The sequence below is a fragment of the Streptomyces endocoffeicus genome (assembly GCF_016741935.1).
GTDB classification, from domain to species: domain Bacteria; phylum Actinomycetota; class Actinomycetes; order Streptomycetales; family Streptomycetaceae; genus Streptomyces; species Streptomyces endocoffeicus.
Window position 1 is genome coordinate 1 of record NZ_JAERRG010000052.1, and the last position, 12,466, is coordinate 12,466.

The following is a 12,466-nucleotide window of genomic DNA, read 5'->3' on the forward strand; positions in this document are numbered from 1 at the left end:
TGCTGGACAACTTCTCCCCGCGCAAGCTCGCCGAGGTCCGCACCTGGGCCGCCGACAACGACATCGAGCTCGTCTTCCTTCCGACCTACGGCTCCTGGCTGAACTGGATCGAGTCCGAGTTCGCCGCGCTGCGCTACTTCGCGCTCAACGGCACGGACCACCACACGCACGACGAGCAGAACGCCGCCATCGCCGCCTACATACGCTGGCACATCGCCCGCGCCGAGCAGAAGACGGGCTTCGTACCTGAGTCACCCATCCGGCATTGGACCGAATACCCAGCCTAGGCTGCGTAAAGCCATGGGACGTCGCCCAGCCCGGCGACAGCGATCTTCGCCGAGTGCGCGTGGGTCCGACCGGCGGCGGCCTGATCGGCGAGGACATATCCGAGGGGTCAGGTCACCAGGGCACGACCCCGTTGTCATCGAACAGTTGGCCGGTCGGGCCGTCGTCCGGCAGGGTCGCCAGCCGGATGGCGATCGCCGCGCCCTGCTCGGGGGTCCGGGTCCCGCTGAATCCGTTGAGGTCGGTGGCCACGTAACCGGGGCAGGCATTGTTGATCAAGATGTTGGTGCCGCTCAGTTCCTTGGCGTACTGGATGGTGATGGCGTTGAGGTAGGTCTTGGTCGGTGCGTAGCCCCCGCTGATCCCCCCGAGGTCGACACCAGGTGTGGTCTGCAGAGTCAGGGAGCCGACGTGGCTGGACTGGTTGACGATCCGCGGGTGCGCCGAGCGGCGCAGCAGCGGAAGCATCGTGTTGGTGACCCTGATGACGCCGATGACGTTGGTCTCCACCAGCCGCCGCACGGTCTCGAGGTCGGTGGTCGTGGGTTCCTGCGGCCAGCTACCGACAGCGCCGGCGTTGTTGACCAGTACGTCGAGCCGTCCTGCCCGCTCCTTGATCAGTTGGACCGCGGCGGTCACGCTCTCGTCGTCGGTCACGTCCAGGGGTACGCCGAACGCGTCGGCACCGGTCGCGCGCAACTTCGCCACGGCGTCCTGGCGGCGCTGCTCGTCCCGGGCGCCGACACCGATACTCCAGCCGCGCGCGCCGAGCCCGGCCGCGATCTCGTACCCGATTCCCTTGTTCGCGCCGGTGACCAGCGCGATCGTCTTCTCGCTCACGACAGTGAGCATGCCCGCCCCGCGGTCGGGCACCAACACCCTCTCGGTAGTGCAGCGATACCCGGTCGGTATCGATCTGCCGTGGGCCGTCATTAGCCTGTGCTCATGGAAATACGCGAGCTGCGGTACTTCGTCGCCGTCGCCGAGGAGCTGCATTTCGGCAAGGCTGCCCAGCGCCTTGGGATGGCCCAGCCGCCCCTGTCGCGCACGATCACCCAGCTCGAACGGCGGCTCGGCATCGCGCTGCTGGAACGCACCAGCCGCAAGGTCACGCTCACCGCGGCCGGAGCCGTGCTGCTGGCCGAAGGACGCGCGATCCTCAGCGCGGTAACCGCGGCTGAGCGGCGTACGCAACGGGCCGCGACGGCGCACCCCAGCCTCGTCCTCGCCGTCAAATCCGGCACCGCCGGCGAGCTGCTGACGAAACTGCTCGACGCCTACGCCGCGGAACCCGGCGCAGCCACCGTCGATCTGCTGCTCTGCGAGGCACACCAGCACCAGCGGTTGCTGCACGAGGGGCAGGCCGATGTGGCTCTGCTGAACCTGCCCTGCGACTCAGCAGCCGGGCTCGACACCGAAGCCCTGTACACCGAGGGGCAGGTCGCGATCCTGCCGGCCTCGCACCCGCTCGCCGACCGCTCCCCGGTCCGGATGGCCGACGTCACCGCACTGCCGGAGCTCCCGATGGCCCGCTGGCCCGGTCCCGGCGGCAACTACCCGGAAGGGCCCGGCGCAGAGGTACGGAACCTGACAGAGCTCTTCCAGCTGATCGCGCTCGGCCGTACCACCGCGGTCGTTCCCGAGTCGGCCGGCGTCGGCCTGCGCCCAGACCTCGCCGCCGTGCCGGTCCTGGACGCTCCGCCCGTGACAACGGTGATCGCCTGGCCGCCGCACAGCCGCCTTCGTACAGTTGCTGACCTGATCCGCGTGGCAACACGTCTTTGAACTCGAATTAAGAGGGCGGCCATCCAACGGCAGCCCCTATCAAGCAACCGGCAGCTCAAACGCCTCCCCTGTCCGCTGGCACAACGTCCGCGCCGAGCCGACGACCCGCTTCGCACCCCAGTCACCCACCCGGCGGTGGACCGAATACCCGGCCAACGTTGTGTGACAAGCCACTGGCCGAGCGTGCTGATCGTGAAATGTGAACAGCGGAGGCGACCTGCTGTACGACGAGGGCACCGACGAGCCCGTCGGGGACTACCTGCTCATCACCTGGCCGTACCAGCCCGTCCCCGAGACCGTGTGGAAGGCGACCGACCGGTGCGGCGCTCACCTCCGCCGGCAGGCGGCGGACCGGACGCCGCCCGCTGCGCAGATCCCGCACGACGAAGACGGAGCACGCAGGCGACGCCTCGACGAGCGCCTGCGCCGCGCGACCGAAGAGGAGTCAACGAGCGGACGTCGTTGACCTCCGGCCGCCAGGTGCGCCCGGGGCTCGCCGGGGCTCGCCGGGCTCGCGAGAATGCGCGCTTCCGGGCACGATGGCCGGCTTCTTCCTTAAGGTCTTCGTCCGTCTCCTTGGCGTGAGCAGCGAGTCGGCGTCTTCGCTCAGCCGGGCATGCAGCCCGTGCAGGCATGCCCGGGTGAGAAGCTGTCCGGCTTCCCGCTGATCCGTAACGTTCTGTGAGTGCCTTGCTTTCTGACTCCTGGGCAGCTTTCGCACGAGAGGATCGGTGTGTGGAAAGCCCGGGAATCGTGGCGCGGAATGGGTTCCCCGGCCGGAAGATGCACGTCGCACACCGCTCGGCCAGCATCCGCACCTCGCCAGTCGCCTCGTTGACGACCGGGGCGCACATCTTGTCGTCGAGGGTGTCCTCAGCGTCGATGGGCGGCGTGTCGGCCATCATGCCGACACCCTCACGCGGCCACGGCCTGGATCGGGCGTCCTGACGTTGGCCGTTCGCCCCCTGTCAGGTCTTGCTCCGCGCCCGCCGGCGCCGGCCTGGCGGCCGTCCGGACCGGCGGACCGGGGCGAGGTCATGCGGGGACGCCGAGCGGCGGGTGCTCGAGCACGCGGGGCTTGTACTCGACCAGCTGGATGCGGCCGTCGAAGGTGCGGTGCCCGATCATCTCGAGGGCAACGTCCGGATAGCCGTCGTAGATGCGTTCTTCGCCCGTGGCCCCGGTGATCACCGGGAACATCACGACCCGGAAGCGGTCGACGAGTCCGGCTCGTAGCAGGGACCGGCACAGGCTGAGGCTGCCGATCGTGCTGAGGAGTCCCGAGCCACTCGACTTCATGGCGCGGACCGCCTCGACGGCGTCGTCGCGGACGAGCGTGGAGTTGGCCCACGTCAGCGGCTCCTGGAGTGAGGAGGAGAACACCACCTTGGACGCTTGCGTGAGCTCGTCGACAGACGCCTCTTCCTCGGGCCTGAACTCGTCCTGGCCATTGGGGACCCCGCCTGCGGCGAAGCCGGACATCAGGCGGTAGGTGTTCGCTCCCATCAGGTAGGTGGCCTCGGGCTGCCCGCCGAGCCATGCGAGGTACTCCGGGCCCTCGAGGCCCCAGAACCCGGGCCATCCCTCTCCCGATGCGTAGCCGTCGAGGGAGGTGATGAAGTCGACGAGAAGCTCCGGCATGGCGGTGTCCTTTCCTGGGGTGTCACGAGCTTGGACCGGCCGGGAGCCACAAACTCATCGGCCGCGCTGTGGAGTAACGACAAAACCCATGACGCTGCAGCCGGTCAGGCCGGCGGACGGCACTGCTTCGGAGGGCCCGGAGGCCTGCATGATTGCACTATGCACGCAGTCGGGGAATGATCTCGCACGATTGGGCGCCGCGGTTTGAGTTCTGCCAAAGCTCCAGCTCAGCCCCACCCCGGAACGGCCCCACAACCAGATCCCTGACGGTCCCGCTCCGGGCCGTCCCCCGGGGGCCACTTCGGGACGTCCGGCATACACAGAACATCCGCACAACGGGGCCACGTGAAGTCGTCATGGTGGAGCCGCTGAACAACGTCACGGCCACCAGGTACGGGACGACACAAGCCGCGCAAGCCGCGCCGACTGCGACGGCCTCGCGTTGATCACACTCTCCGGCAACTCCATCCGCCTGGCGAACTTGACGAAGAGTGGTTCGAAACATCACCCGACATGGACACCTCCTACGACCACGCAGATCCACGGCTGGAGACCGAAGCACGTGACCTGCTGACCCGCCTGGCCAAACCGGCCGGGTTCTACGACTACGGGGTGCCGATGGCGGCACGTCATCTCGACATGGCGATCGACACCGGCAAGCTGGGCCTGATCACAGGAGACGACTCGGCCACGCTCTTGACCATCGAAGAAGTCGCCGGCCGACTCGGCACCGGCGACTCAGGGGACGTACGGAAATCCATCCACAGGCTGCACGCAGGCGGTGCCATGCTCGTCGAGGTCCACGAGCGGACTCCGCTGCTGCGCATCGTCGCAGGAAGGCCCAAGAACCCGGGTGATCCATGGAATGCGGGGCCGGATGGCTGACCTGGAGGAGCCCGATGCAGAGGAGTTCGGGCAACTCGACGGTGTCAACGGACCCGACCACGCACGCCAGCTGTTCGCCGCCGTGGAAGCCGGCGGCCTGCTCGACTACCGCGGATGCGAGGCATGCCCGGCCGCCTGCCTGTGTCCCCGAAGCCAGGAACACCGCGGGAGCGAAGAACCGTGATGCGGGACAGCCGCCAGGGGGATGGCAGCGGGTCAGCTGACCCAGATGCCCGCGGGTGAGACCCGGCGCGCGAGGCGCCGGCCCGCATCACTGACCGGGGCGGACCAGGACCCATCGGTGACCTGGCACCCGAAGTCGTCGGCGAGTGCCTGCACGAGCGTGGCGCCGACGCCCTGGCGGCGGCAGGCGTCCGCTACCCAGATCAGGATGATGCGGGGGCGCGGGGTGTTGTCCTTGCCGCCGCGCAGTGCCCCGCCGGTCGGATCCCAGCGGCGGTGCTCACGGGTGTCGTGGGCGGCCAGGTAACCGGTGACGTACCCGTTCGTCTCCAACAGGTACGCCCGCACGTTGTCCGAGGTCTCCTCAAGACTCGCCGAGGCGGGACCACGAGTTGAGGTCGTCGTGGTTTTCCCTCTGCGGCATACGCGCCACCTGGTAGGCCGGCTTCCGCCACGCGATCGGCGACTGCGCTGTCACGACGGCGAGATCGCCCCGCCAGTCCAGGTTCCTGGGTGCCCGGATGCCGAACGCCCACGCCGCGTGGTGGGCGGAGTGCTCTCTGCCGTCGTCCAAGGGCTCTCGCAGGCTCATGCCGCAGGGGCACTCGTTCTCGCTCGGCGGCTTCACGATGTGGAACTGCACCGGTGTCGCGCCATGGCCGAGGTCCCGGCCTCTGCCGCCCACCCAGGGCCGGGGGAGGACGTCCTCCGGTTCGACGTGCCCGGTCCAGCGGTCCACCCACCCGGGATAGTGCTCGGGGTCTCTCTCCCGCTTCTGCTTCTCGGCGGGCGACAGCGTCGGGCGAACCCACACGCTCCCGGCGGTCGCCCGGCCGTTGAGGCGTACCCCCGCTTCTTGGCCTGCGCGCGCAGGAACCGCAGGAACGCGCCAGGCGGCGCGTTGAAGTCGACGCCGCGGATGAGCTCTCGCTCGCCGGGAGCAAGCCAGCCATCGATGGGGAGCGCCAGTCGGTCGGCGAGCGCGTGGAGCCTGCTGTAGTCACGGTCGAGCTCGGCAACGCGCAGCGCTTCGACCGCAGCCTCGACATGTGGGAACGGAACGTACCGGTGACCACCACCCGTCCGGTAGGGACGCTTATCGCCCAGACGCTCAACGGCCAGGAACAGTGGTTTGAACTCACCAACGTGCGGTTGCACGACGGCACCTTCGCCGCGGAGCCCATCGACCGCTGCCGGTCCCCGCGCCGGTGACGACGCGTGCGGGCAGCTCCGGACCGGGGACTGCGTACTGTTTCGCACCCGTGTCCAGTCCTTCCAGCACAAGCTGGCTTGCTCACCTACACATGCTGGTACCGGGCGTGATGCGGGGGTGGAGATACGTCAGCAGGCGGCGATGACCCGGGCGACGAGAGGAGTGTCGAGGCGGGCGGAGACCCGCTTGGGGTAGCCGTCATCACCGCGGTCACGGGAGCCGGTCCACCGGCCCTGGTCCCACCCCCGAGTGAAGCCGCATCGACGGCATCACCATCAATGGCCACCCTGGCCGCGCCCAAGGGCGGGCTTGCGAATCGGATTCCGCGCCAGACGCTCGTTGTCCTCGACCCCGCCGAGCCCCTGAAAGCGCTGCGTGACGCCTCGCGCCCGGCGCCGCCGCGGAGCACCTCGCACACGCCCTCCTGGCCGCGCCCACAGCGCTGGGCAATCCGGCTGCCCTCTGGGTGGAGCTGACAGCCGACGGCGGGGCGGACGCGGTTGGCCGCCGGCCGGATGGCAAAGGCGGCAATACCCTCGGGGCCTGCGGGCCCGGGCGTGATGGCTTCACGCCGAAGGCAGAGCGATCCGCGCCCATACGGCCTTCCCGTAGCTGTCGGTCTCGCAGTAGCCCCACTGGCTGGTGAGGGCATCGACGATGCGCAGGCCCCACCCATCTTCCGCGAGAGGGCCTGGAGCTTGGGGCAGCGGCGGGGAAGGGTCTGGATCGGCAACCGCGCAGACCAGAGCCCCACCAGTGCGCAACATGCCGAGCCACGCTTTTCCTGGGGATTGTTCGCATCCTTCGAGGGCATGCCGCAGTGCGTTGGTGACCAGCTCGCTGACTACCGTCGTCATGTCGTCGGCGAGGGCAGTCAGTCCCCAGGCGCTGAGAACCTCGCGTGTGAAACGGCGGACGCCCTCCAGGCTGCGGCGATCACCTGTGAAGGCGCGGGCGGCGAACCCGGCTGAGCTGATGCCGAGGGCCAAACCCCAGTCCGGTGCCACCGGCCGGGCGGAAGTCGTCATTTCGAGTGGATGCGTATCGGCCGACGAGAGGGCGATCTGAACCCCGATGGCCTCCCTGATCGCCACTGCTGCCTGTATGCGCACTCAATCCCCCGAAAGACGTCCAGTTGCGGGTCGAAACCCTTGCCTGCCCTGGCTAGTATCCTCGCCGCTCCAACCCGGATGCAATTGCATCGAGAATTTGCCCTGACCGGGAGATGAATGGGAACGCGTGTACCTATCGTGATTCGCTTCAAGCGATCAGCCCGATGGCATCGAACGGAAAATCGAAAGTAGACGTACATTGGAACACGTAAACGGCCTCCCGGCAGACGCCCTGCAGAGTGTGGTCTGGGTGAAGAGCCGGCACAGTGCTGCAGACGGGAACTGCGTTGAGCTGGCTGCTCTGGCCGGGGGAGAGGTGGCTGTACGTAACTCGCGTGACCCGCAGGGCCCTGCGCTGGTGTACACACGGGAGGAGATCGCGGCATTCATTGCAGGGGCCAGGGACGGTGAGTTTGACCGAATCGGCACCCAGGGCTGAGCCGGAATGGTCTATTCCGGCCCTTGGTGGTGGTCATCCTGAGAAACTGATGTTCGTCATCGCGTTCTTCTCCAGGAGTCCCGCATGCCCGTCTCTGCCAGACCGGTCGATAAAGAGTCGCTGGAGCACTACCTCGCCGCTTCGTCGCACAGCCCCACGGCAATGCGGCTAGTGCTGGGAAATCTGCTGCGCAAGATGCGTAAGCAAGCCGGTATCGAGGCGGAAGCGGCGGGCCGTCACATCGGTGGCTCAGAGGCCAAGATCAGCCGTCTGGAACGCGGCAACGTGGCCTGCAAGGAACCAGACGTGATGGACTTGCTCGCTCTGTACGGTGTATGCGACGAGCAAGTCCTCGCATGCTTCGCGCAAATGGTCGATCTGTCCCGGCGGTCCGGCTGGTGGCAGCGATACGACGGCGTTCTCCCGGACTGGTTCGGCAAGCTGATCGGCCTCCAGGAGGCCGCCTCCGTCATCCGCACCTATGAGGTGCAGCTGGTGCCCGGGCTGCTGCAGACCGCCGACTACGCCCGGGCTGTGACTCGCCTCGGCTATCCGGTCGCTGCCCAGGAAGAGATAGACGCCCGGGTCGAGCTGCGGATGGACCGGCGCGCTCTGCTCACGCGCAGCGAACCTCCCCACCTGTGGGCCATCCTCGACGAAGCCGCCTTGAGCCGACCCGTCGGCGGTGAGCAGGTCATGCGCGCCCAAATAGGCCACCTCGTGGACATGGCGCGCCTGCCGAATGTCCGGGTGCAAATCGCACCCCTTAGCGAGCCCCGCTGTGCCGTTGCCGGGTTCCCGATCACGCACCTGCGTTTCGATCTCCCTGACCTTCCCGACATCATCTACCTCGAACAGCTGGGCAACGCCGACTACCTGGACAAGCCCGAACAGGTCGAACACTACCGCTCCGTGCTCGACACGCTCAGCATGGCTTCCCTATCGCCAAAAGAAAGCTTTCACCTCCTGGAAAACGCGCGCCGCTACTGACGGCAGAGCGCCGAACTGGACTCGGCCGGCGGCGGCAACGTCCCACCCTTCCTCCAGCGCAGGCCAGTCGTGCACACCCGGGCCGTGCCGCAAGCGGTGTCACTGACAGGCACTCCGCAGCAGCGGAGGCGCCAGCGCCGGTGACGTAGCTGGCGCCGAGGTCAGCTCGCCGGGCATGTTCCGCTGTGCCATCCGTAAATGGCTGGTGACCGCCCACTCGTCCACGCCCATCAGCTCTGCCGCCTGCGTTTCACTCAGCCGCAGGCGGCAGAGCAGAATCACCGAATCAGCCTGGGCGGCCGGCAGCACCCGGTGCACCGCATCCACCGGCATCGTCGCGATTTCCTGCCGAGCGTGTACCGCAGAAGAAATCAACGTATTCAGCAGCCCCCACACGACAGCCGCCGGACGAGAACTGCTGATGACCGCTGGCCAGATCGTGGCCAGGTCCCCCAGCGCCGTCTCAACCACCTTCCGGCTCACCCGCCCATCCTGTACCCGCTCTCGTGCGTAGCTGAGGTACCGATCTTGGTGCAGCAGGCAAAAAGCGGTGTACGCCCGCGGCACCGCTACAGCGACCGCTCGTGGAAGCGCAGTGTCGGGCGGTTGCGGGCGCGACGCCGTCGCAGGGACCTGTTCGCGGCAGCGTGAAGGCAGAATCATGACGTCACTCCTGGTGCTGGACAACCGGCTGAACTCAGTACGCGGGGTCGGGCGACCGGCACATCTCAGCCGCCGTCAGGCCGGGGGACCGCAGACTCGTGAGGAACCGGATCGAGGCACACCAAGAAGGCGTAGTGAACGGCCTCCCACAGAGGCCGGATGTCGGCAGGCCAGGCGTCCAGGGCGGAGACCAGCGCCGAGGTCGCCTCCCAGGTCGGAACCATCTGCCCTTCGAGAATGTCCCGGATGTCCTGCGTGGTGAGCACACCGTGTGACGCGTGGCGGACCCGCCCGTATTCCGGGCGTCCGGCAGCCAGATACAGCCCTTGCAGCGCGGCCAACAGCCGTTCTGCCGCGTCGGGAACCGCATGCCGGGTGAGCGGCACCAGGCCGTGCGCGTTCTCGAACAGCACCCGCAGGTCAGCGGGATCGCCGCCGCACAACCTGACCAGCGTGCACAACACCGACCACGTCGGCGTCCGTTCACCCGACAACAGCCGCGACACGTGGGACGGCGACAGCGAAGTGTGCTGGGCCACGCATTTGATCGTCAGCCCACTGGCCTGGTGCAGATACAACAGCGCTGATGCGAGCTTCGCCGATGCGCGCTCCGATGCCTGTGACAGAGCCTTGCCCTGTTCAGGACTCAGACCTTCCGCGTGAGGCGCCGCAGCGCGCGGGCGGCGCTCGGCCCGGTCCGCTGCCCGGCGCTCAAGCTGCCGCCGGACCTTGCTCTCAGCCCACGTGGTCCGCGCCGTCGTTGTGCTGACGTTCGCGGCATCTGCCACGCTGCCCCAGCCCGCTCCCTTGCTCCGGGCATCCTGAACTGCCGCTGCCACGTAGTACTCGACCTCACGTGCCACCTCCTCGGCGGTGCGCAGCAAGACCTCCAGCGGCTGCCCGTCGTACTCCACCTCGAGCAAGGACGCGGCCAGGACCTGGAGCTCCTCCGCAATATGCCGGCCCAGAGGGTGATCGGCGCGCGCCCGCTGCGTCGACCGGCCATCCCGCTTCCGCTGCGCCTTCTGCCGGCACGCGATGCTGCAGTAGGCCTTCTTCCGCCCGGGTCCCTCTTTCTGGACAAAAGATTCCTGGCAGTGGCGGCAATCTTCGTAGCGGGGACTGTTGCCCCCCATCGTTCCTCCATGAGTGCATGTCGCGTTTCTCCCCGGGTGCGTCCGGTTCTGGCGCACCGGGGAAGAGGAATGCGGTACCACCGCAACTGGTGTGATCCGCTCGGCTCGCCCAGGGGCGGTGACGGAACCGTCACCACCCCCGGGCAGCACGAGGCGGTCAGTTCAGGCGGATCCGCAGGTAACGGCAGTACGACTTGCGTGTGGCAAGCAGCAGCGCCACCACACTGCTTGTGGCGGGAGCCGTCCAGGAGCTACTGATGAGGATGACGAGGAGCACTGGCATCGCCAGGAACGCGCTGGCTTGTGCCGTGACAGTCCGCGCACTCATGATGCGCGTTTCACTCGGTCCGGGGCGCGGAATGTTAACGTCGTCGCAAGTTGCCGACTGCGGCGCAGCGGCGACAGAAAACCGGTCAGGCATGGGTACTTGTTTGCCTTTCTTGGCTAGGGCATATGGGGAGCCCCGGTGTTGGTTGTCAGCCCGCCCGGGGTTCCTCGTGTCAAGGGACCGTAATCCCTCAATGCCATCTTCCGCCATATAAGCGGTTGATCGCGCAGCATTCCGATATGCAGCGATGACTAATCCCCGGAATGAGGGATCTTGACGAACAGCTGCCCGATTTCGGGCGCGGCCGTCGCCACCCCCGGAAAGAGCTAAATCGGAGGCAGATCCGAAAGATCGCTTGACAAGCCAGCAGGTCAGAGGTCGGCGCGGGGGCGCGGAAAGCGGGTCAGGAAAGCAGCTGGGGCGCTCTTTGCACCTATCAGCCGCAGAGCGCGCCCGGACGGCCTTCGTGCACTACGGATTCGCCATCTCGGAAGAGCAGCCCCGACGTGTGCAAGCCAATGGGCCGCCGGCTGAGGACGACGGTTGACCTTCTGTGACATCACTCCGGCGCTCGCCGGTGTCTCGTGAGCCGCGGCCTGCATAAGGCGGAAGTGCAGAGGAGCAGCTGCCAGCTCTGAACTGTTTGTATGAAGGGTTGTCCGGGTTGTCGATCCCCGGCCGGTCGCACGTGCTGGCACCTGCCAGTACGGCTGTGCCCTCACACAGCCGTTGCAAGGACGAGAGCGGTCAGCCGCTGGACACCGGCACGGCCAAGTGCCATGGGCCCCGACTCCGGGGGCAATTGTCAAGAGTTGTGGATCGCCCGATCCATGATCGGGCCACGGTGGCCTCGGCCCATTCCACGACCGAGTCGCCACACCCGCCGAACGATCAGGCCTCACAAGGGTCATGCCCGATCGGGGCGCCTCAGCAAGATCCTGTTACGAACCTGCAGAGCACGGCGTTAGTATCCGGTGATGCGATCGGGAACCCAGATGCTGGCGGAAAGCGGCTCAGTGCTGGCGGGTGAGCTCCTGCAGGTCGACGCGAACGTGGGCTTCGCGCGCGCGGTGGTCGAGGGCTTGGTCGGCGGGCAGGTCTGGACGTCGGAATCCGAGGGGAGCGCGGCACTTTACGTCGTGCATCCGTACGGCATGTCGCTGATCTGGGGCGACGGGGTTGATCGCGCGTTCGACGAGATCAACGCCCATTTGCGAGAGGGCCGGTATCGCACCCGCGACGAGTGGCTTCAGATCGACCCGCGGTGGGTGTCGCTGCCCTGGGAGGAGAAGCTCACCGCTTCCGGCGGAAGATCCGCTGTCAGCATCCACCGGCGAGTCAACTTCGAATTCGATCCCAACCTGTTCCGGGCGGGTCGAGACCGCATCGCGGTTCCGGACGGCTGGTCAGTCGTGCCGGCCGACGCGTCGGACTTCGCGCGGCCGGGGTCGGTCGTACCGGCGGAGTTCTGGGACGACGCTGAGGACTTCCTCGAGCGCGGCGGCGGCTGGCGGGTCGAGAACGACGGTTTGCGGGGCGCCCTTGCCTTTGCAGCGTTTCGCTTCGACGACGAGCTGGAACTCGGGATCGAGACCCACCCCGATGCGCGGGGACAAGGTCTCGCCACCGCCGCCGCGGCTCGCATGATCGAGGACCTCCTGGCGCAGGGCGTCATGCCCGTCTGGTCCTGCCGGGAGGGCAACCACGCCTCGGTCGCCCTCGCAACCAAGCTCGGCTTTCGCCCGGTCAGGACCCTGCCGTACTACGGTCTCACGCCGCCCATGTAGGCGCGCTCACCACATAAGA

General features: G+C 67.5%; 16 protein-coding genes and 1 pseudogene. 9 read left to right on the forward strand and 8 right to left on the reverse strand.

The features are described from left to right. On the forward strand, positions 1 to 287 hold a 287-nt coding region (locus JK364_RS50490; RefSeq protein WP_201858227.1), incomplete at its 5' end, for a transposase. Between the two features lie 112 nt (positions 288 to 399). Here the strand turns inward: JK364_RS50490 and JK364_RS50495 are convergent. After that, the gene (locus JK364_RS50495; protein ID WP_201858228.1) at positions 400 to 1,137 is read right to left on the reverse strand and encodes an SDR family oxidoreductase; all 738 of its coding nucleotides are present in this window, start codon (positions 1,135 to 1,137) and stop codon (positions 400 to 402) included. A gap of 93 nt (positions 1,138 to 1,230) precedes the next feature. Between JK364_RS50495 and JK364_RS50500 the strand changes: the two genes are divergently transcribed. Continuing rightward, the gene (locus JK364_RS50500) at positions 1,231 to 2,070 is read left to right on the forward strand and encodes a LysR family transcriptional regulator (protein WP_201858229.1); all 840 of its coding nucleotides are present in this window, start codon (positions 1,231 to 1,233) and stop codon (positions 2,068 to 2,070) included. Positions 2,071 to 2,269: 199 nt separating this feature from the next. Continuing rightward, positions 2,270 to 2,536 (forward strand): hypothetical protein, encoded by a 267-nt coding sequence (locus JK364_RS50505; RefSeq protein WP_201858230.1) that lies wholly within the window; start codon positions 2,270 to 2,272, stop codon positions 2,534 to 2,536. Between the two features lie 569 nt (positions 2,537 to 3,105). Here the strand turns inward: JK364_RS50505 and JK364_RS50510 are convergent. Continuing rightward, a complete protein-coding gene (locus JK364_RS50510) occupies positions 3,106 to 3,711 on the reverse strand; it encodes a dihydrofolate reductase family protein (RefSeq protein ID WP_201858231.1) in 606 nt (201 codons plus the stop codon). A gap of 513 nt (positions 3,712 to 4,224) precedes the next feature. Here JK364_RS50510 and JK364_RS50515 point away from each other — a divergent pair. Both JK364_RS50515 and JK364_RS50520 read left to right on the forward strand, forming a co-directional pair. Continuing rightward, positions 4,225 to 4,596 carry a hypothetical protein gene (locus tag JK364_RS50515; protein WP_201858232.1) on the forward strand — a complete coding sequence of 124 codons (372 nt, stop codon included), beginning with the start codon at positions 4,225 to 4,227 and terminating at the stop codon, positions 4,594 to 4,596. Further along, entirely contained in the window at positions 4,589 to 4,780 is a 192-nt protein-coding gene (locus tag JK364_RS50520; protein WP_201858233.1) for a hypothetical protein, read from the forward strand. The genes JK364_RS50515 and JK364_RS50520 overlap by 8 nt, the downstream gene beginning before the upstream one ends. 32 nt (positions 4,781 to 4,812) lie before the next feature. Here the strand turns inward: JK364_RS50520 and JK364_RS50525 are convergent. Both JK364_RS50525 and JK364_RS50530 read right to left on the reverse strand, forming a co-directional pair. Continuing rightward, positions 4,813 to 5,130 (reverse strand): annotated as a pseudogene (locus JK364_RS50525) (GNAT family N-acetyltransferase); the annotation flags it as partial. 13 nt (positions 5,131 to 5,143) lie between these two features. Next, positions 5,144 to 5,593, reverse strand: coding sequence for a hypothetical protein (locus JK364_RS50530; RefSeq protein WP_201858235.1), 450 nt, complete (start codon positions 5,591 to 5,593; stop codon positions 5,144 to 5,146). Between the two features lie 170 nt (positions 5,594 to 5,763). Between JK364_RS50530 and JK364_RS50535 the strand changes: the two genes are divergently transcribed. Beyond that, positions 5,764 to 5,991, forward strand: coding sequence for a hypothetical protein (locus JK364_RS50535; protein WP_201858236.1), 228 nt, complete (start codon positions 5,764 to 5,766; stop codon positions 5,989 to 5,991). A 567-nt stretch (positions 5,992 to 6,558) separates the two neighbouring features. Here the strand turns inward: JK364_RS50535 and JK364_RS50540 are convergent. After that, the gene (locus JK364_RS50540; protein ID WP_201858237.1) at positions 6,559 to 7,086 is read right to left on the reverse strand and encodes an ATP-binding protein; all 528 of its coding nucleotides are present in this window, start codon (positions 7,084 to 7,086) and stop codon (positions 6,559 to 6,561) included. Between the two features lie 217 nt (positions 7,087 to 7,303). Here JK364_RS50540 and JK364_RS50545 point away from each other — a divergent pair, with 217 nt between their 5' ends. Together JK364_RS50545 and JK364_RS50550 are read left to right on the forward strand one after the other, a co-directional pair. Next, positions 7,304 to 7,543, forward strand: coding sequence for a DUF397 domain-containing protein (locus JK364_RS50545; protein WP_201858238.1), 240 nt, complete (start codon positions 7,304 to 7,306; stop codon positions 7,541 to 7,543). Between the two features lie 84 nt (positions 7,544 to 7,627). Beyond that, a complete protein-coding gene (locus tag JK364_RS50550) occupies positions 7,628 to 8,533 on the forward strand; it encodes a Sco1979 family transcriptional regulator (RefSeq protein ID WP_201858239.1) in 906 nt (301 codons plus the stop codon). Positions 8,534 to 8,632: 99 nt separating this feature from the next. Here the strand turns inward: JK364_RS50550 and JK364_RS50555 are convergent, their stop codons facing one another. The 3 genes from JK364_RS50555 to JK364_RS50565 all read right to left on the reverse strand — a co-directional run bounded on the left by JK364_RS50555 (position 8,633) and on the right by JK364_RS50565 (position 10,753). After that, positions 8,633 to 9,016, reverse strand: a complete 384-nt coding sequence (locus JK364_RS50555) for a hypothetical protein (RefSeq protein ID WP_201858240.1) — start codon at positions 9,014 to 9,016, stop codon at positions 8,633 to 8,635. A 245-nt stretch (positions 9,017 to 9,261) separates the two neighbouring features. After that, positions 9,262 to 10,332, reverse strand: a complete 1,071-nt coding sequence (locus JK364_RS50560; protein ID WP_201858241.1) for a helix-turn-helix domain-containing protein — start codon at positions 10,330 to 10,332, stop codon at positions 9,262 to 9,264. Between the two features lie 157 nt (positions 10,333 to 10,489). After that, positions 10,490 to 10,753: a hypothetical protein gene (locus JK364_RS50565; protein WP_201858242.1), complete on the reverse strand. Its 264-nt coding sequence runs from the start codon at positions 10,751 to 10,753 to the stop codon at positions 10,490 to 10,492. 884 nt (positions 10,754 to 11,637) lie between these two features. Between JK364_RS50565 and JK364_RS50570 the strand changes: the two genes are divergently transcribed. Beyond that, entirely contained in the window at positions 11,638 to 12,447 is an 810-nt protein-coding gene (locus JK364_RS50570) for a GNAT family N-acetyltransferase (protein WP_201858243.1), read from the forward strand. The last annotated feature ends 19 nt before the right edge of the window (positions 12,448 to 12,466 follow it).